This is a genomic window from Streptococcus sp. SM5, assembly GCF_027497975.1.
Genome location: NZ_JAJNSC010000009.1, coordinates 53,452 through 71,165, shown reverse-complemented (window position 1 = coordinate 71,165; position 17,714 = coordinate 53,452). Strand labels below are relative to the sequence as shown.

Sequence of the window (17,714 nt, the reverse complement as noted above, 5' to 3'; positions counted from 1 at the left end):
ATCCTCTAGAAAAAGTAAATAGCCTCCCCTGAAACAAAAAAGAAGACTGAAAACTAGTCTCCTCTGTTCCTTTTAAATCAAAGCTGTAATAACCGTCACTAGGCCAAAAATAATACCTGGTGCATTAGCTGCTGCAAGGGGGATATCTCTTTCTTTTTTGAAAAGACCGTAGTAAACCCAGAGACTACAGTTGATGGCAGCAACCAAGGGCTGGATGAAATTTCCTTTTTGACCAGCCAGATTGTTCATGATTTGTGGGAAGTAAGACACATACATCATAACAGACATAAAGGTCGCTACCCAACCTAAAATTTTCATTTGTTTTTCAGACATTTTCAAAACCTCTTTCATTTTTACTGAATCTTATTTTAAAATATTCTTTCAAAACAATCAAGTCTTTAAAACTTTTGTTATAAAGATATAAACTATCACAATCTTGTTATAAGAAAGAGGGAACAGAAAAAAGACCGAATTGCTCCGTTCTGTTTACTCAATCAAATATTAGAAAATGAATACTCCTTTTCAATGAATCGATTGATTGATGGTAAATAAGCCGTTAGAAATTATTGACAGTATCGAAATTTTCTAGTAAAATGAATTTTGTTAATACCTAAATGGTGTGTAGTTTTCTATCAACATAGTCAGGAGAAAAGGAACTTATGCTAAAAAAATTTAATGAATTGTCACTGAAAGATAAGGCTTATCTAATTGGCGGTTTGAGCTTATTAGTCATTGTGATCTCATTTGGTCTACTCAATCGTCAAACAGTAACTGTCAGTCTTGTCTTTACACAACTATCTGCTCCCTTGATTTTGGTGATTTTTACTTGTCTAGTAATCGGGATCATTGCTGGTAGTGCTATTGGTATTAGCTATCACCATAACAAGACTCAAGATCTGAGAAGCCGCATTGCTGAAGCAGAAGCGACTATCAATATAAAAGACAGGGAGCTTGTCCAGTACGAGGAACAGGTGCAACAATTAAAACAGGAAGCCAAACAATAAGTGTAGAAATCATAACCACCCGTGAAAACGGGTGGTTTTTTGTCTCGCACCTAACGGAGCGAGACGGACTGAAAGTCGCATAAATACAAAAAAGATCGAATTGCTCCGATCTTTTTAAGTTTCACTCCAAGAATGTTTAGATAAAAAATTTGATAATAGAATTACCTACTTCATACGATAAAAATCAATCACTAGACCAGCAGGCCCTTTAACTAATAAGGACTCTGTTCCCCAATCCGTTTCACAAAGACCGTGTAAAATCTCGACACCGATCTCTTTTAAACGTTGGTAATTCTGATTTAGATCCTCAATCTCAATATGAAGAATGATTCCTGACTGAAAATCTTCCAAAGGAATCAAATGATTTTGGGACAACATCAGACAGTGACTGCCAATCGTAAACTGAGCAAAACTGTCATCAACATAATCGGACTTTTTATCCAAAATACGCTCCAAGTCAGCACAGACTTGTGGAACATCTGAAACGATAATATCTAATTGATTTAAATTCATTTACTATACTCCATAAAAAGACCGGATTGCTCCGATCTTTTTAAGTTCCACGAAGGAATTATTTAATTGCGCGTGATTGCAAACCTTCTTCTTCCAAGAAGAGACGGAATGGTACGAGTTCTTCTGCTTCGTATTTTTCCTTGAAGGCTTTGATTGCTTCTTCTGAGTGAAGTTTTGGATCCAATTCAAGTACTTCTACTGGAAGTGGACGGTGTGGAGTGATGCGAGCATCGATCACAACAGTTTTACCTTCTTTGTTCAATTTAACAGCTTCTGCAACAACTGCATCGATGTCTTCTATACGGTCAACTGTAAATCCTACAGCACCTTGCGCTTCAGCGATTTTCGCATAGTCAGCATTAGGGAAGTCACAACCAAACAAGTGTTTGTTTGTGTCTTCGTATTTGTCCTTGATGAAGGCATATTTACCATTTGAAAAGACAACGTTGATAACTGGAAGGTCGTATTGAACGTTTGTGATAACGTCTGGGTAGCACATGTTGAATGCACCGTCACCCATGATGTTCCATACTTGGCGATCTGGATTGTCTTTCTTAGCAGCGATACCACCAGGAAGGGCAATACCCATTGTCGCAAAGAGTGGAGATGTACGCCACATGTTCTTAGGTGTCATGTGAAGGTGACGAGTAGATGTTTGAGTAGTGTCACCTACGTCGATTGAGTAGATAGCGTCTTGATCAGCATGTTTATTGATTGCATTGTAAACTTGATACAATTGCAATTCACCCTCAGTTTTACCTTCGAGTTTGTTCATGTAATCACGCCAGTTTTGGTTGTTCTTAACGTTTGCACGCCACCATGGAGTAGATTCAACTGAGTTCACTTTGTCAAGGATAGCTTTAGCTGCTTGACCTGCATCACCAAGGATTGAAGCGTCAAGGGCGTGACGTTTACCAAGTTTGTAAGGATCGATATCGACTTGGATGAATTTTTCAGTGTTCTTGAATGCTTCGTAAACTTCAGCAAATGGGAAGTTTGAACCAAGGAAAAGAACTGTGTCTGCTTCAAAGACCACTTCGTTGGCTGGTTTCCAACCAACACGGTAAGCAGAACCTGTCAAACCTTCATAGTTCCATTCAAAGGCTTCAAAGTTTTTACCAGTTGTGATGATTGGTGCTTTGATTTTACGTGACAATTCAGTAATCACTTCACCAGCTTTAACACCACCATAACCAGCATAGATAACTGGACGTTCAGCATTGTTCAAGATTTCAACAGCTTTGTCGATTTCAACTTCGTTCAAAGCAGGAGCGATAAATGAACGCTCGTATGAACCTGATCCATAGTATGAGTTTTCGTCAATTTCTTGGAAACCGAAGTTTACTGGGATTTCAACAACAGCTGGACCTTTTTTAGAAACTGCAGCACGGCAAGCTTCGTCAATTACTTTTGGCAATTGCTCAGCGTAAGCTACACGTTTGTTATATACAGCGATACCATTGTACATTGGGTTTTGGTTCAATTCTTGGAAAGCATCCATGTTGAGTTCGTTAACCGGACGTGATCCAAGGATTGCTAGGAATGGAGTGTTATCCATAGCTGCATCGTAAACACCGTTAATCAAGTGAGTCGCACCTGGACCACCTGAACCAACTGCAACCCCGATTGAGCCGCCGAATTTAGCTTGCATAACCGCTGCAAGAGCACCTGTTTCTTCGTGACGAACTTGCAAGAAGCGGATATCTTTGTCTTCAGCCAAAGCATCCATCAATGAGCTGAGTGTTCCTGATGGGATACCGTAGATTGTGTCTACGCCCCATGTTTTCAATACATTAAGCATTGCTGCAGATGCAGTAATTTTCCCTTGAGTCATAATGATAACTCTCCTTCAAATATTTTTAAATCTACTAAAAAAGGTTTCATATAGTTTTTGAAAACGTTTCAGTAAATTTTTACAATACTAATTTATCACATTTATTTTGACTTTACTAAGAATCTGCTCAGAAGTTTTTATTCTCTATTACAGTACAGTTTGAAAACGTTTTTAGCTTCTGTTTTATAATACTCAATGAAAATCACAGAGCAAACTAGGAAGCTCGCCACAGGTTGCTCAAAGCACAGCTTTGAGGTTGCAGACAAAGCTGACGTGGTTGGAAGAGATTTTTGAAGAGTATAAAAAGCGAGCAAGCCCGCTTTTAGTCTATTTTACTAAAGTTTAGTAAGAGTGAACTGGTCAGAACGGATACAGAACTAAAGGCCATGGCTAGACCTGCCAGTTCTGGGTTGAGAGCCAGTCCAACACCTGAAAAGACTCCTGCTGCAATCGGAATTCCGGCGACATTGTAGATAAAGGCCCAGAAAAGATTGAGCAGAATTCGATTAAAGGTTTTCTTACTCATGTCAAAAGCACGAACCACTCCTAGGAGGTTATTAGTTGTCAACACCAAATCTGCTGACTCGATGGCAATATCTGTTCCAGCTCCCATAGCAATCCCCACATCTGCTACACTAAGGGCAGGAGCGTCATTGATACCATCCCCAACAAAGGCTACTTTGCCAGACGCTTGTAGTTTATGGATTTCATGAGCTTTTTCCTCTGGCAAGACACCTGCAATGACCTCTTCGATTCCGATCTGATCGGCAATGGCACGCGCCACACCAGCATTGTCTCCTGTCAGCATGACTGTTTTAAGACCTCGTTTTTTCAACTGACTGATGGCAAGCTTAGCATTTTCCTTAGGAATATCTTGCAGAGCAAGCAAGCCTTTGATTTCATTCTCAACAGCCAAGAACACAACTGTCTTAGCTTCTTTTTCCAGTTGTTCTAGTTTTTCCTGATAAGTGCTAGAAATATCCATGCCATCCAGCATTTTAGCATTTCCAAGCAAAACTTGTTTTCCATTGATTTGCCCTGAAACACCTTTTCCGTGCAAGGCTTGGAAATTTTCCACAGTGTGAAGCTCAAGTCCAGTTTCAGTCGCTCGCTTAACAATAGCCTCAGCCAATGGGTGTTGAGAAGCTTCTTCCAAGGAAGCTGCCAATCCAAGCACTTCTACTTCGTCGCCGATGATATCTGTGACCACAGGTTTCCCTTCCGTCAAAGTTCCTGTCTTATCAAAAACAATAGTTTGGACTTTCTGGATTTCCTGTAGAACCGTTCCATTTTTGAGGAGAACTCCCATCTTGGCACTGCGACCTGTCCCCACCATAAGGGCTGTCGGTGTTGCAAGTCCCAATGCACAAGGGCAGGCAATAATCAGAACTGCTACTCCATAGAGAAGCGAAGACACAAAGCTCGCTCCAAGCACAACTACACTATCCCTGAGCAAGACGAACCAAACCCAAAAGGTCACAATCCCTAAAATGACAACTGCTGGAACAAAAATCCCTGAAATTTTATCCGTCAAGTCCTGAATCGGCGCACGACTTGTCTGAGCTTTCTTCACAAAATCCACAATCTGAGCCAAAACAGTCTCTGAACCAACTTTTTCTGCTCTAAAAACAAGTGTTCCACTATTATTGATGGTTGAACCAATGACGGTATCTCCAACTGTCTTGTCCACAGGCAGACTCTCACCTGTCACCATAGACTCATCAATACTAGAGATACCTTCTACTACGACACCATCAACCGCAATCTTTTCACCGGGACGCACTCGAATCAGGTCACCTACCTTGACTTGCTCCAAAGGGACTTGAACATAGTTATCCTCACGCAATACTTCTGCTGTTTTAGCCTGCAAGTCAAGTAATTTCTCCACAGCTTGGGAAGTATTTTTCCGCATTTTCTCCTCAAAAACGGCCCCCATAAGAACGAAGAAGAAGATAAAGGCAGCACTTTCAAAGTAAACGGGGAGGCCAGCGAAGAGGGCAACTAAGCTATAGAAATAGGCCACTAGGGTTCCCAGAGCAACCAAGGTATCCATGTTGGCATTGTGCTTTTTAAAACTAGCCCAAGCACTTTGGATATAAGGACCACCTGCTACTAGCATAATCGGTGTTGTGGCTAAAAAGGTGCCCCAACGCATGACTTGGTGACTAATTCCTCCTGTCGACATCCCAATCATGAGGATTACAAGAGGCACAGTAAAGATACTAGTAATCCAAAAACGCTGTAAAAGTGATAGAGATTTTCGAGTCTTCTCAACAACTGTATAACTTCCCTTTTGCATCTTCATACCACAAGAAAATTCATGTTGACCTAATTCTTGAGGGGTAAAACGAATTGTCTTCTCTTCATCCACGCCGATTGGTTCCAAGAGGCCTTCTTCTTCAAACAGAATTTCCTTATAACAGTTTGAAGGTGTCAAACGGTGAAAGGTGATCTCAGCAGGAACTCCTTTTTGCAGTTGAATGTGGGCTGGATGGTAGCCTTTGTCTGCCGTGATACGGATTTTTTGAACACCATTTTCAAGACTTGCTTTTACAATTTCAGTCATATCATTCTCCTATTCTACAATCATCTTACCGTGCATCATATTCATGCCACAAGAGAAACCATACTCTCCAGCCTGCTCAGGCGTGATTTCCACTACATACTCTTCCCCCATTGGCAGATCCGCATGTACACCAAAGTCTGGAAATACGATCTGATCCAAACATGGTGAAGGATCTTTGCGGTCAAAGACAATGCGGGCTGGCACTGATTTCTTGAGGATAATCAACTCAGGCGTATAGCCCCCCATGACCTCCACTCGAATCTCTTGGTAGCCCTTTTTTTGCTGGGCCTTTTGTCCAGATTTTTCAGGCTTTTTGAAAAACCAAAACAAGATAAACGCGATAAGGGCAATACAAACAATGGTTACAATACTATTTAACATGACGTCTCCTTTACATACAATTACATCTTACTTCTGTCACAGCGCTTGATTTCTTCTCAGAAATCACAGCTTCCAAGCCTGCCAAATCAGCCTGAGTAAAATCACATTCCATAATCAAATCAACCAGTAAGTTCTTAATCCTACGGGAACAAACCTTGTCTTTGATATCTTGGACAAGCAAATCCCGACTTTGATCCAAAGTTAAAAGGGCTGAATAAACAAAAGACTTGCCTTCTTTTTTCCTTGTCAGACACTCTTTCTCAACCAAACGAGCCAAAAGAGTTTGAATGGTCGACTTGGACCAGTCGAACCGCTCCGCTAGAACCCTGATTAAATCCGTACTAGTCTGCTCTCCTTGCATCCAAATAATCTTCATGACCTGCCATTCTGCATCTGAAATCTGCATTAGCACACCTCCAAAATCTACATTTGTCAATTACAATTATCAGTATACTCTTAAAATCTACATTTGTCAACTATGAAATTAATCTTTTCTTTGAAAAATTGAATTTTAATCATTTGATAAAGGATTTTCAGTCAAATCTTACTATATAAACTATAAAAATATGCTATACTAAAGAAAAAAGAAAACAACCACTAGGGGTGCGTAAAGCTGAGATTAACGACTGTTAGACCCTTTGACTCAATCTAGGTAATGCTAGCTGATGGAAGTGGAAATGATAATGGGGACTAGCAGTCTTCTATTACCTTCCTAAAACAGACTTGCTTGTTCTTGAGAATACAAACTTCAGTTGGTTGGGAGGTTTTAGATGACTTATTTACCTGTTGCTTTGACCATTGCAGGGACTGACCCTAGTGGTGGTGCTGGCATTATGGCTGATTTAAAGTCGTTCCAAGCTAGAGATGTCTATGGAATGGCCGTTGTGACCAGTCTTGTCGCTCAAAATACCAGAGGCGTTCAATTAATCGAGCACGTTTCTCCTCAAATGTTGAAAGCCCAATTGGAGAGTGTCTTTTCGGATATCCCACCTCAGGCTGTAAAAACTGGGATGTTGGCAACTACCGAAATTATGGAAATCATCCAGCCCTATCTTAAAAAGCTGGATTGTCCCTACGTCCTTGACCCTGTTATGGTCGCAACAAGCGGAGACACCCTGATTGATACCAGTGCCAGAGACTACCTAAAAACAAATCTACTTCCCCTTGCAACTATTATTACACCCAATCTTCCTGAGGCAGAAGAGATTGTTGGTTTTTCAATCCATGATCCTGAAGACATGCAGCGTGCTGGTCGCCTGATTTTAAAAGAATTTGGTCCTCAGTCTGTTGTTATTAAAGGTGGGCATCTCGAAGGCGGTGCCAAGGATTTCCTCTTTACCAAGGATGACCAATTTGTCTGGGAAAGTCCACGAATTCAAACCTGTCATACACATGGTACTGGATGTACCTTTGCTGCAGTGATTACTGCTGAACTAGCCAAGGGAAAAAGCCTTTATCAGGCAGTTGATAAGGCCAAGGCCTTTATCACGAAAGCCATCCAAGACGCCCCTCAACTCGGTCATGGTTCTGGCCCAGTCAACCATACAAGTTTTAAAGATTAAAAAAACTCTCTAGTTCCCGCTTTAAGGGAATTAGAGAGTTTTTATACTTCTTCAAACTACATCAGCTTTATCTGCAACCTCAAAGCTGTGCTTTGAGCAACCTGCGACTAGCTTCCTAGTTTGCTCTTTGATTTTCATTGAGTATTAATTAGAAAATAATGTCATCCAACTTTGTCAAAAAGGCTTGCGTTTTTGCCTCTATATCTTCTGCCTGCATCAGATCGCGTACGACTGCTACTCCAGCTATGCCCGTGCCAATAAGCTGTTCAATATTCTCTGACGTCAAACCTCCGATAGCAACTACTGGAATAGCGACCCTTTGGCAGATTGTCTTCAAGGTTGAAATCAGGGTGATAGGCGCATTTTCCTTGGTCGTAGTCGGGAAAATGGCTCCTGTCCCCAAGTAATCCGCACCTCCTTCTTCTGCCTCGAGGGCTCTTTTAACCGTTTTAGCAGTGACACCGAGGATTTTTTCAGGACCAAGGACTTTGCGGGCAACCGAAACGGGTAATTCATCATCTCCGATATGCAGACCTGCAGCATCAACTGCAAGACAGACATCCAAACGATCATCGATGATCAAGGGTACCTGATAGGCATCTGTTATTTCCTTGACTTGTTTTGCCAGTTGATAATATTGATTGGTTGTGAGATTTTTTTCTCGTAATTGGACTATGGTAACCCCTGAACGGCAGGCCGTCTCAAGCTTTTCAAGAAATCTTTCCAAGGAATCTTGGTAGCGATTGGTTACCAGATACAGTCTAAGCGCCTCTCTATTCATAAACATCTCCTTTGATGGCATCTAGCCAATTTTCATCTCTTTTGAGGAGCGAAAGCTGATTGAGTACTTGGTAGCGAAAATCTTCCAATCCCATTCCTTGAACAACTATTCTCTCAGCAGAGATATTGAGATAAGAGACTGCTAGACACGAAGCTTCAAAGGCAGTCTTTCCTTGGCTGAGAAAAACGGCTGTCAAGGCTCCAACCAAGTCTCCTGTCCCTGTTATCCAGTCTAATTCTGCACAGCCATTTTCCAGTACAGCGACCTGATTCTTCGAAATGATGAGGTCCTTGGGGCCTGTAACTAAGAATGATATACCTGGATAGGTCTGACACCAGTCTTTCAAGACTTGAAGCAAATCCTCAGTTTCTTGATCTTTAGCACTCGCATCGACTCCGACTCCGTGGTGTTTTAAGCCAACAAGACTTCGAATTTCCGACATGTTTCCTTTAAGGACCATAGGGCTATTGTCTAAAAGGTCTTTAACTAAGCTCTTACGAATGGATGAAGCTGTTACGCCAACCGCATCTACCACAATTGGGAGACCAGCTTGGTCTGCATAAGAAGCTGCCATACGGATTGCTTTTTCCTTCTCAGCAGACAAATGCCCCAAATTGATGAAGAGGGCCTGACTTTGCTTAGTAAAATCAAGAACCTCACGGGGATCATCTGCCATGACAGGTTTGCATCCTAGGGCCAAAATGCCATTAGCCAGCATCTCACAAGAAATCTCATTGGTGATGCAGTGAATCAAGGAACTTGCTACCAGAGGGAAAGGATTTGTAAATTCCTGCATCAGTCTATCCTTTCACTGAAAAAATATCCTTGCACTTTTTTAAAGAATTCCTGCTTGATTAAAAATCGAAAGGCAATAAAGGAAATCGCTGTACCGATTAAAGTTGCTCCGAAAAATCGAGGAGTATAGATAAACCAGCTAAGTTTTGCAGCTGATCCTGTAAAGAGTACCATAACAGGATAGGAAACAATAGAACCAATAATACCTGTTCCCAAAATCTCTCCTAGAGCAGAATAGTGAAATTTCCGACCGTACTTATAAAAGAGACCTGCAAGAAGGGCTCCAAAAGTCGCTCCTGTAAGTGCTAAAGGCGGAATCCCTTGAGTCGTCATACGGATAAAGGCTGTGACTGTAGCCATGACCAAGGCATAAACAGGTCCCATCATGATTCCTGCTAGAATATTGACTACACTGGACATCGGTGCCATTCCCTCAATCCGAAAGATAGGCGTAAGGACTACATCAAGGGCAATCATCATGGATAAAATGGTTAATTTGTGAACTTGTAATTGGTGCTTTCTCATGTTTCTATTCTTCTCCTGTTTCTAAAGACTGTAAATCGCTCTTCCATGTCTGGTGTTGATAGGCCATTTCCCAAAACTTAGCTTCCATATGAACACTAATGTGGAAGGCATCTAGCATTTTTTTCTTGTCTGTCTCGTCACTTTCTCGATAGAGTTGATTGACCACCACTCCCTCCTCTCTGATCTGCTGCTCCAACTCATCCGTAATATAAGTTTCAATCCATTGTTGGTAGAGAGGATTTGGTGATGGTTTAAGATTAAGTGATTTGCCTATATCATGGTATAGCCAAGGACAAGGCAGCAAGCTCGCAAAAGCAATGGCTAGATTTGCTTCTTCAAATTGACGATAAATGTGAGAAATGTAATGATAGCAGGTGGGAGCGATTGGATGTTGCTCCATTTCCTGATCGCTGATTTCCAATTCCTTGAAAAATTGTTGGCGGATAAACAACTCACCCTCCACTAGACTCTGAGCATTTTGTTTCAAGAGTCTTTTCATCTCTTGATTCGAAGTCTTATCAGCCAAGAGGTGATAGGCTTCTGAGAAGGCCTTCAAATAGTAGGCATCCTGAATCAAGTAATAGCGAAAGATGGACGGGTCTAAATTTCCCTCTTGCAACTGTAAAACAAAGGGGTGATGAAAGGAAGCCTGCCAAGCTTCCTTGGATAATTCCATCGCAATATCTGTAAATTCCATAATAACTCCTTTATAAAAATAGACTGGTTTGAAGCAATAAAAAGAAAAGCAAGTAGATGAATAGTGTCCTTTGAGGAATATAAAAAGTCCGATAGCTATTCTCCAACTGTGCATGTTCGTCATATCCATGCGCAGATAGAGCTCTCAGATAAAGATGGCGCCATCTAAAGACCGTCATCAAAACCTTACTGTAAATCAGGGGCGACCAAAAATGTAGTTCTTGACCGCGTAATAAGCAAGCTTCCTTGAGGGACTTGATTTCTTGCTGAATAAGTGGGAAGGAATTGAATACCACAATCAAGGCATAGGCCCAAGAGCGTGATAACCCCTTTTGAGCCAAGTACAAGAGAAGCTCTTTTAGGGAAATAGAGGAAACAAAGACAAGGCCTATACAAACTGTCACAAAGGCCCTCGTTCCAAGCATGACTGCCTGCGAAGCATCTCCATGTAACTGAACTGCCCAGTAGTTAGCCAAAGATGGCAAAATGGCGAGCAGAATCATCCAAGCCAACATCTTAAATCGACGGTAATAGAGCATAAAGAGAATACAAAATGCAACTACCGAGAGATTAAGAGCAATCGAAGGAATAAAAGATGTTTCCAAGGATAAAATCAGCAAGAAAAGACTAATAATCGGTGTCTGGGTTGCTACTTTGACCATACTATCTCACCTCCCCTTGAGTATTGCTACTCTGAGATGTGAGTGGTTTGGTAATTGTCACTGTTTTCACATGACTGAGACCCTGACTAGTCATCTCAATCCAATAATCAACCACAGAGATCAAGGGATCTAAACGATGGCTAATAATCAGAAAACTTCTTCCTTGATTTCTGTCCTCCACAATCCACTGACAAAAATAATGGCAAGCTCTATCATCCAAACCTGCAAAAGGTTCATCTAGCAAGATCACAGAAGCCTTGCTGGTCAAGATGGTCAAGAGCTGAAGAATCTTTTGCTGACCACCACTTAATTGATAGGGACTCTTATCGAGTACCTGCTCCAGATCAAAATATCGTAAAGCTTGGAGAATTCGTTGATTTCTTTCAGAATCAGGTCCATCTAATTGAAGTTCCTCTCGCAGACTGACTCTGATAAACTGCTTCTCAGCTTCCTGAACAACACCCGTCAAGTCACGATACAAACTCTTTTTCTTTTTCAGGACTGTCCCCTTCCAAGTAATTCGTCCTTTATACTTTTGAAATTGAAGAATAGACCGAAAGAGGGTTGATTTCCCGACACCATTGTCACCCAGGATACAGGAAATTCCTTGGTAAAATGTAAAATTCACAATCGAAAAGAGGGGGTAATTACCCAGCTCACAAGTCACACGATCCATATGAAATAGTTCTGGACTAGAAGCAATCTCCTTTGAAACAGCCTGTGTCAGCTCAGAGGTAGGGATTTGATTTATTTTCCTTAGTTGTCCGTCTCTTAGCTCCACCATATGGTCGATATAGGTTTCATAATCAGATAAATCATGGTCGCACAAAATAACTGTCTTCCCATTAGAGGCCAACTCTTTTAGAATCTCCAATATCTCGATTCTACTCTTGCGGTCAATAGAAGCGAAGGGCTCATCCAAGAGATAGACCCTAGGATTCATAGCAAAGAGAACAGCCAAAGCAGCCTTTTGCTTTTCCCCACCTGATAAGTGATGGATGGGACGGTGCAAGATCTTCTCGCAGCGACATTGCTGGACAACCTCTGCTATTTTAGAATCAATTTCCTGAACGGGATGCCCGATATTTTCCAAGGTAAAAACCAGCTCCTCAAACAAGTTCTCCATGGTAAATTGATGATTGGGATTTTGAAAAAGAATACCAACCGTCTGGACACGTTCGACGATAGAAAGCTGACTGACCTCGCTCCCATTTATCAGGACTTGACCGCTATAGGGAAGAGAACTGACTTGGGCAATCATTTGAAAGAGACTAGATTTTCCCGAACCACTGCTCCCAACTAACAAGGTAAAGGCTTGCGCATGAAAAGTAAAATCAATCGGCTCAGAGAAGATTGGGGACTGAATCGCTCGTAGTTCCAGCCCCATCTATGCCTTGCCCCCAGCTGCAAACTGATGATAAAGTTTGACAATGGCACGAACCAAGATAGTACAGAAGAAAAAGACAGAAATAAAGCGCACCACAAGCAAGGAAAGGACAAAAGGCACTGAAAAGGCGTAGTAACCTAACTTAATGTATTCATAGACAAAGCTAACAAGCGTAATCCCAATACTATTGGCAGTTAGAGAGAGCCAACTTTCATAGCGATTCTTGGTTACGATAAAACCAAGTTCACTTCCCAAACCTTGAACCAAGCCAGACAAAAGGGCACCTAGACCGAATTGGCTACCATAAAGGACTTCAGCAAGCGCAGCTAGCACTTCTCCAATCGTTGCGCTTCCCACTCTTGGAACAAAGATGGCCGCAATGGGCGCAGCCATACACCAGAGACCAAAGAGGATTTCATTGGCAAAGGCCTGCAAGCCAAGAGGGGCTAAAATCAGAGTGAGGATATCAAACAGATAGCCAGATCCCACAAAAACGCCACCAAAAAAGATAGACAAGAAAGCAAGTAAGATAACATCTTTTAATTGCCATTTTTTCAACATAAAAAACTCCTTTTTTAAAGAAAAGTGGGGCATTCAAGGAGACCTACCTAAATGCTTTGTATCATCTTCATCCAGTTTCGTAAAAGAAAAAACTCTAATTACAGATAGGAATTAGAGTTCAGCTTACAAGATTAGATGGTTAGTTTCTATAAATACAAAACCATTTCACATTTCCCTTCGCCAGTCTTAACTGTATCAGGTTCAATGGGTATCATCTCAGCCTAAAGCACCCCAAATGTCTTTATTATTTAATTATATAAATATTATAACAAACGATTTATTCTAGTTCAAGAAATTGAACTGGGAAACACACTCTTGCACTCACAAAGATAGCAAGTCTTTCTTTTGCAAAAACCAAATGTCTTGTTTGATAGATTAGCTATTTAAACTAAATCTGGACATATCTTTTTAGAAAAGGAAAACTTCCACTTACTTAGAATCCAAGGATAGATACCTATTGTTCACTCATTTCTCGAACAGTTTTTTCTATATTTTTTGCATACGATATTGCTGAAATGATTGAAACACCGTCAACATTGGTCTTCATAATGTCTTTAATATGTTGCGTCTGTATCCCACCAATTGCAACTAAGGGCATTTGTGGCAGTAGTTTTCTCATCAATTTAAGACCTTCATAACCTATAGCACCACCAGCATCGCCCTTTGACTGGGTATCAAATACAGGACCAACACCCACATAATCTACATATTCAACTTTTGATTGTTGAAATTCGTCCTCGTTTTTTATAGAGAGACCAATTATTTTATCTGGCATCAATTTTCTAATTTCATCAACTCCAAGGTCATCCTGTCCTACATGTACCCCGTCAGCATCTATTTCTAATGCTAACTCAATATCATCATTAACAATAAATGGAACATTATATTTTTTACAAAGATTCTGTAGTTTTATTGCTAATTCGACTTTTTCTTTACCGTCTAAGGCTCCCTCACCTTTTTCACGGAATTGAAATAAGGTTATACCACCTTTTAAGGCTTCCTCAACGACCGTATATAGATCTTTTCCTTGGCAAGTAGTCGTTCCACAAATAAAATATAGTTTTAGTAATTCTTTATGAAACATTTTACTTCACTCTTTTGAATTCCTTTACATCTTCGTCTGTAATCTCATATAAGGCATTTATAAATTCAACTTTAAATGTTCCAGGAAGATGCCCATTTGGACGTTTTTCTGCCATTTCTCCAGCGATATTGTAAACCAACATTGCTGTTTCTAATGATTTCAATTCTTGACCTTTTTCAAGTCCGATAAAGCTTGCTACTACAGCACCTAATAAGCATCCAGTTCCAATAACTTTTGGCATCATGGAACTACCATTATGAATCGTTACCACTTCTCCATTTACCGCAATGGCATCCACTTCACCTGTTACTATTATAGGAATATTGAACTTCTTATTTGCTGCTAGAGCAATTTCATCAATATTATCTACGCCCGCACTATCTACTCCTTTAGATGCCACATTTATCCCTACTAAAGAAGCAATCTCGCCAGCATTTCCCCTAATCGCTGCTAGTTTATAATTGTTGATTAGATCATCTGCTACTTTTTTTCTATATTCTCCTGCTCCACAGGCTACAGGATCTAAAACTGCTGGGACATTATATTTCTCTGCAATTTTCAGAGCAGCTTGGTATAATTTCCAATTTTCATCTGTTAATGTTCCTATGTTTATTAATAAACCACCAGCATACTTTAACAAATCCTCTAAATCTGCTGGAAACTCACTCATGGCTGGTGATGCACCCAGTGCTACTAATCCATTTGCTGTGAAATTTTTTACTACATCATTGGTTATGCAAATGACCAAAGGTGCTTTTTCTTTTAATAATTTTAAACTTGTCATATTGAAATCCTTCCTTTTCACTTTATACGATCTACTGATTTCGATTTATCTCTATCTTTCGTTAAGAAATTTTTTTCATTTACATTGAATGATTTACCTCATCAAATTTGTAAATATCCTAAACCTTCACTAGGCGTCATAGCCAATATCAAAAAAGGCTAATTCTAAGGCAACTGCTTGATTCCAGCGTTGCTGAAGTTCTGTCAAATCTTCTAGACCTTTCCCAACACGATTAAGTTCATCAACCAGAAATTGAACCCACTCTGCAAAGAAAGGACCTCTGTGGAGATTGATCCATTCCGAATGAATGTAGGCTTCAGGTAGAGCCAAATCTTTAGAACCCCAGTCTAAATAGAGACCTTCTGCAATGACCAGCATGACCAAAAGATGTGCATAGTTTGATAAATCCACTGCCGAATACATTAGATCCTGAAAGGCTTTTGTTACAGGATGCAAGGTCACTTCCTGGTAATCATTCTCAGATACTTTTAACTCTTTAAAAGCCTTTTGGAAATAACCGTCTTCATCTGCTTCAAGAAAGCCTAGTTGCTTGGCAAAACGAAGTTTGGATTCAAGCTGGTCTGCGTGGGCTACGCAAGCACCCAGCATGGATAAGAAGGCATCAAAGAAGTGATAATCTTGAATCAGGTATTCTTTTAAGACCTTATTCTCAATTGTCCCCGCAAAAAGTTCCTTAACAAAACGATGATTGATTGCAGCTTGCCAATCTTTCTGACTGCTTTTTAATAATTCTCCAACAATCAAACCTGGTTCAAATGCATAGTCTTGTCTTTCCATATTTATTTTTCCTCTCTTTACTCGTTCGTAATCAACAAAACATCAAGAAAATTCTAGTTTTACTTGACCTTTTTAAAGAAAATCAAGGGCGTTCAAGAAGAGCTACCTAAATACTTTGTATCACCTTCATCCAGCTTATATAAACAAAAAAACTCCAATTACAATCAAGAATTAGAGTTGACTTACAAGATTAGATCGTTCATTTCGCCATACGAAAAAACGTTTCACATTTCCCTTCGCCAGTCTTAACTGTATCAGGTTCAATGGGTATCATCTCAGCCTAAAGCACCCCAAATGTCTTTATTATTTAATTACTGCACCAGTATAGCAAAAAATGAAAGCCCTAGCAAGATATTTGATTAGAAAATATATTTATATAGATTTCAATGGTGATTTATTCTTCCTATAGACGAAGAAAAACCTCCACATCAAGTGGAGGCAATCTCTTTTATCAATACAATTTTAAGTCACGAGGGTCAACTGGGAAGGTTGGATTGTATGGGTTATGACGAAGTTTAAAGTGTTTAACATCTTCAATAGTCTGAGTTCCAGACAATTGCATAACTGTCTTCAATTCCGCATTCAAGTGTTCAAAGACTTGACGCACACCAACACTACCGCCGAGAGCCAAGCCATAGATAACCGGGCGGCCAATAGCTACCAAGTCTGCTCCTGAAGCCAAGGCTTTAAAGACGTGTTGGCCACGACGAATACCTGAGTCAAAGACGATTGGTACGCGTTTATCAACTGCTTCTGCTACTTCTTGAAGTGAGTCAAAGGCAGCTGGCCCACCGTCGATTTGACGGCCACCATGGTTGGTCACCCAGATACCAGAAGCACCTGCAGCAAGCGAACGTTCAACGTCCTCACGGCATTGTGGTCCCTTGACATAAACAGGAAGTCCTGAGTATTCAGCGATAAATTCTACATCACGTGGAGACAAGCGTTGTTTAGCTGATTTGTAAACAAAGTCCATTGATTTTCCAGCACCTTCTGGCAGATATTCCTCAACAATCGGCATGCCAACTGGGAAGACAAAACCATTACGCTTATCGACCTCACGATTGCCCCCTACCGTAGCATCAGCCGTCAAGACAATCGCTTTATAACCTTCAGCCTTCACACGGTCCATGATGTGGCGATTGATACCATCATCTTTACTAAAGTAAAACTGGAACCAATGAGGTGTCCCTTGAAGGGCTTCCGTAATTTCTGGAAGGTCGACAGTAGAGTAAGAGCTGGTTGTATAGAGAGAACCAAACTCATGCACACCACGCGCAGTCGCCACTTCACCCTGTTCATTTGCCAATTTATGAGCCGCAACAGGCGCCATAATGATTGGTGAAGACAATTTTTCGCCTGCAAATTCAATCTCTGTACTTGGATTTTCTACATTGCAAAGTGTATGAGGAACGATGAGTTTGTGGTTAAAGGCACGAATATTCTCACGCAAAGTGAAAGTATCCTCCGCCCCACTAGCGATATAGCCAAATGCTGCTTTAGGAATAACTTGTTGCGCCATTGGCTCCAAATCATAGGTATTGATGAAATCTACATGACCTTCTGCATTGCTTGTTTTGTATGACATAAAATGCCCTCCTTAATAAGTAAGCGTTTACTTTGTATATTACAAAAATATCATAACTCTTTTTTCAAAATTTTTCAAATATTTTGTTTGGAAATTTCATACTTTCAATCATTTTACAGCGATAATTAAAAATGATGAACTTTCTTAAGTTATGGAAATTCAAATAATCTTTTCATTTTCTATTCTAAAAAAC

At 40.4% G+C, this 17,714-nt stretch carries 19 protein-coding genes and 3 riboswitches; of the genes, 2 read left to right on the top strand and 17 right to left on the bottom strand.

Annotation, left to right across the window (positions count from 1 at the left end):
* Positions 1 to 72: 72 nt before the first annotated feature.
* Positions 73 to 333, bottom strand: coding sequence for a SemiSWEET family transporter (locus tag PAN07_RS08440; protein WP_001291472.1), 261 nt, complete (start codon positions 331 to 333; stop codon positions 73 to 75).
* 326 nt (positions 334 to 659) lie between these two features.
* Between PAN07_RS08440 and PAN07_RS08435 the strand changes: the two genes are divergently transcribed.
* Entirely contained in the window at positions 660 to 1,004 is a 345-nt protein-coding gene (locus PAN07_RS08435; protein ID WP_000913393.1) for a LapA family protein, read from the top strand.
* Between the two features lie 165 nt (positions 1,005 to 1,169).
* On the opposite strand, the gene PAN07_RS08430 is transcribed toward PAN07_RS08435, so the two are convergent.
* The 5 genes from PAN07_RS08430 to PAN07_RS08410 all read right to left on the bottom strand — a co-directional run bounded on the left by PAN07_RS08430 (position 1,170) and on the right by PAN07_RS08410 (position 6,704).
* Entirely contained in the window at positions 1,170 to 1,517 is a 348-nt protein-coding gene (locus tag PAN07_RS08430) for a VOC family protein (RefSeq protein WP_001052641.1), read from the bottom strand.
* A 58-nt stretch (positions 1,518 to 1,575) separates the two neighbouring features.
* Positions 1,576 to 3,351, bottom strand: a complete 1,776-nt coding sequence (gene spxB, locus PAN07_RS08425; protein WP_049516549.1) for a pyruvate oxidase — start codon at positions 3,349 to 3,351, stop codon at positions 1,576 to 1,578.
* Positions 3,352 to 3,673: 322 nt separating this feature from the next.
* Positions 3,674 to 5,917 (bottom strand): heavy metal translocating P-type ATPase, encoded by a 2,244-nt coding sequence (locus PAN07_RS08420; protein WP_000136345.1) that lies wholly within the window; start codon positions 5,915 to 5,917, stop codon positions 3,674 to 3,676.
* A 9-nt stretch (positions 5,918 to 5,926) separates the two neighbouring features.
* Positions 5,927 to 6,298: a cupredoxin domain-containing protein gene (locus PAN07_RS08415; protein ID WP_000935076.1), complete on the bottom strand. Its 372-nt coding sequence runs from the start codon at positions 6,296 to 6,298 to the stop codon at positions 5,927 to 5,929.
* Positions 6,299 to 6,308: 10 nt separating this feature from the next.
* Positions 6,309 to 6,704, bottom strand: a complete 396-nt coding sequence (locus PAN07_RS08410; protein ID WP_269797689.1) for a CopY/TcrY family copper transport repressor — start codon at positions 6,702 to 6,704, stop codon at positions 6,309 to 6,311.
* 183 nt (positions 6,705 to 6,887) lie between these two features.
* Positions 6,888 to 6,985, top strand: a riboswitch (TPP riboswitch).
* 83 nt (positions 6,986 to 7,068) lie between these two features.
* On the opposite strand from PAN07_RS08410, the gene thiD reads away from it, so the two are divergent.
* A complete protein-coding gene (gene thiD / locus PAN07_RS08405; RefSeq protein WP_125417018.1) occupies positions 7,069 to 7,860 on the top strand; it encodes a bifunctional hydroxymethylpyrimidine kinase/phosphomethylpyrimidine kinase in 792 nt (263 codons plus the stop codon).
* A 148-nt stretch (positions 7,861 to 8,008) separates the two neighbouring features.
* Here the strand turns inward: thiD and thiE (PAN07_RS08400) are convergent, their stop codons facing one another.
* From thiE (PAN07_RS08400) to lctO, 11 genes are all read right to left on the bottom strand, one after another.
* Positions 8,009 to 8,641, bottom strand: coding sequence for a thiamine phosphate synthase (thiE, locus tag PAN07_RS08400; RefSeq protein ID WP_269797688.1), 633 nt, complete (start codon positions 8,639 to 8,641; stop codon positions 8,009 to 8,011).
* Positions 8,634 to 9,437 (bottom strand): hydroxyethylthiazole kinase, encoded by an 804-nt coding sequence (locus PAN07_RS08395; protein WP_269797687.1) that lies wholly within the window; start codon positions 9,435 to 9,437, stop codon positions 8,634 to 8,636. Before PAN07_RS08395 ends, thiE (PAN07_RS08400) begins: the two co-directional genes overlap by 8 nt.
* Positions 9,437 to 9,961, bottom strand: a complete 525-nt coding sequence (thiW, locus tag PAN07_RS08390) for an energy coupling factor transporter S component ThiW (RefSeq protein WP_269797686.1) — start codon at positions 9,959 to 9,961, stop codon at positions 9,437 to 9,439. Before thiW ends, PAN07_RS08395 begins: the two co-directional genes overlap by 1 nt.
* A 4-nt stretch (positions 9,962 to 9,965) precedes the next feature.
* The gene (gene tenA, locus PAN07_RS08385) at positions 9,966 to 10,658 is read right to left on the bottom strand and encodes a thiaminase II (RefSeq protein WP_269797685.1); all 693 of its coding nucleotides are present in this window, start codon (positions 10,656 to 10,658) and stop codon (positions 9,966 to 9,968) included.
* A 10-nt stretch (positions 10,659 to 10,668) separates the two neighbouring features.
* Entirely contained in the window at positions 10,669 to 11,319 is a 651-nt protein-coding gene (locus PAN07_RS08380) for an energy-coupling factor transporter transmembrane component T (RefSeq protein ID WP_269797684.1), read from the bottom strand.
* Position 11,320: 1 nt separating this feature from the next.
* Positions 11,321 to 12,706, bottom strand: a complete 1,386-nt coding sequence (locus tag PAN07_RS08375) for an ABC transporter ATP-binding protein (RefSeq protein WP_269797683.1) — start codon at positions 12,704 to 12,706, stop codon at positions 11,321 to 11,323.
* Positions 12,707 to 13,267 (bottom strand): ECF transporter S component, encoded by a 561-nt coding sequence (locus PAN07_RS08370; RefSeq protein WP_045607222.1) that lies wholly within the window; start codon positions 13,265 to 13,267, stop codon positions 12,707 to 12,709. It abuts the gene before it with no gap.
* Positions 13,268 to 13,422: 155 nt separating this feature from the next.
* A riboswitch (TPP riboswitch) is annotated at positions 13,423 to 13,511 on the bottom strand.
* A gap of 210 nt (positions 13,512 to 13,721) precedes the next feature.
* Entirely contained in the window at positions 13,722 to 14,351 is a 630-nt protein-coding gene (thiE, locus tag PAN07_RS08365) for a thiamine phosphate synthase (RefSeq protein WP_269797682.1), read from the bottom strand.
* A 1-nt stretch (position 14,352) separates the two neighbouring features.
* On the bottom strand, positions 14,353 to 15,135 hold the full coding sequence (thiM, locus tag PAN07_RS08360) for a hydroxyethylthiazole kinase (RefSeq protein WP_004256192.1): 783 nt from the start codon (positions 15,133 to 15,135) through the stop codon (positions 14,353 to 14,355).
* A 129-nt stretch (positions 15,136 to 15,264) separates the two neighbouring features.
* Positions 15,265 to 15,933 carry a TenA family protein gene (locus PAN07_RS08355; RefSeq protein ID WP_269797681.1) on the bottom strand — a complete coding sequence of 223 codons (669 nt, stop codon included), beginning with the start codon at positions 15,931 to 15,933 and terminating at the stop codon, positions 15,265 to 15,267.
* Positions 15,934 to 16,147: 214 nt separating this feature from the next.
* Positions 16,148 to 16,236: riboswitch (TPP riboswitch) on the bottom strand.
* A gap of 148 nt (positions 16,237 to 16,384) precedes the next feature.
* Positions 16,385 to 17,521, bottom strand: a complete 1,137-nt coding sequence (lctO, locus tag PAN07_RS08350) for an L-lactate oxidase (protein WP_000120723.1) — start codon at positions 17,519 to 17,521, stop codon at positions 16,385 to 16,387.
* Between the last annotated feature and the right edge of the window lie 193 nt (positions 17,522 to 17,714).

What these genes read in the sequence shown, in the direction of transcription:
- spxB (WP_049516549.1), bottom strand. Translation starts at nt 3,351, where the DNA reads ATGACTCAAGGGAAAATTACTGCATCTGCAGCAATGCTTAATGTATTG.
- tenA (WP_269797685.1), bottom strand. Translation starts at nt 10,658, where the DNA reads ATGGAATTTACAGATATTGCGATGGAATTATCCAAGGAAGCTTGGCAG.
- PAN07_RS08380 (WP_269797684.1), bottom strand. Translation starts at nt 11,319, where the DNA reads ATGGTCAAAGTAGCAACCCAGACACCGATTATTAGTCTTTTCTTGCTG.
- thiE (WP_269797688.1), bottom strand. Translation starts at nt 8,641, where the DNA reads ATGAATAGAGAGGCGCTTAGACTGTATCTGGTAACCAATCGCTACCAA.
- PAN07_RS08355 (WP_269797681.1), bottom strand. Translation starts at nt 15,933, where the DNA reads ATGGAAAGACAAGACTATGCATTTGAACCAGGTTTGATTGTTGGAGAA.
- PAN07_RS08435 (WP_000913393.1), top strand. Translation starts at nt 660, where the DNA reads ATGCTAAAAAAATTTAATGAATTGTCACTGAAAGATAAGGCTTATCTA.
- PAN07_RS08395 (WP_269797687.1), bottom strand. Translation starts at nt 9,437, where the DNA reads ATGCAGGAATTTACAAATCCTTTCCCTCTGGTAGCAAGTTCCTTGATT.
- PAN07_RS08415 (WP_000935076.1), bottom strand. Translation starts at nt 6,298, where the DNA reads ATGTTAAATAGTATTGTAACCATTGTTTGTATTGCCCTTATCGCGTTT.
- PAN07_RS08420 (WP_000136345.1), bottom strand. Translation starts at nt 5,917, where the DNA reads ATGACTGAAATTGTAAAAGCAAGTCTTGAAAATGGTGTTCAAAAAATC.
- thiM (WP_004256192.1), bottom strand. Translation starts at nt 15,135, where the DNA reads ATGACAAGTTTAAAATTATTAAAAGAAAAAGCACCTTTGGTCATTTGC.
- PAN07_RS08440 (WP_001291472.1), bottom strand. Translation starts at nt 333, where the DNA reads ATGTCTGAAAAACAAATGAAAATTTTAGGTTGGGTAGCGACCTTTATG.
- thiW (WP_269797686.1), bottom strand. Translation starts at nt 9,961, where the DNA reads ATGAGAAAGCACCAATTACAAGTTCACAAATTAACCATTTTATCCATG.
- thiE (WP_269797682.1), bottom strand. Translation starts at nt 14,351, where the DNA reads ATGTTTCATAAAGAATTACTAAAACTATATTTTATTTGTGGAACGACT.
- PAN07_RS08375 (WP_269797683.1), bottom strand. Translation starts at nt 12,706, where the DNA reads ATGGGGCTGGAACTACGAGCGATTCAGTCCCCAATCTTCTCTGAGCCG.
- PAN07_RS08430 (WP_001052641.1), bottom strand. Translation starts at nt 1,517, where the DNA reads ATGAATTTAAATCAATTAGATATTATCGTTTCAGATGTTCCACAAGTC.
- PAN07_RS08370 (WP_045607222.1), bottom strand. Translation starts at nt 13,267, where the DNA reads ATGTTGAAAAAATGGCAATTAAAAGATGTTATCTTACTTGCTTTCTTG.
- lctO (WP_000120723.1), bottom strand. Translation starts at nt 17,521, where the DNA reads ATGTCATACAAAACAAGCAATGCAGAAGGTCATGTAGATTTCATCAAT.
- PAN07_RS08410 (WP_269797689.1), bottom strand. Translation starts at nt 6,704, where the DNA reads ATGCAGATTTCAGATGCAGAATGGCAGGTCATGAAGATTATTTGGATG.
- thiD (WP_125417018.1), top strand. Translation starts at nt 7,069, where the DNA reads ATGACTTATTTACCTGTTGCTTTGACCATTGCAGGGACTGACCCTAGT.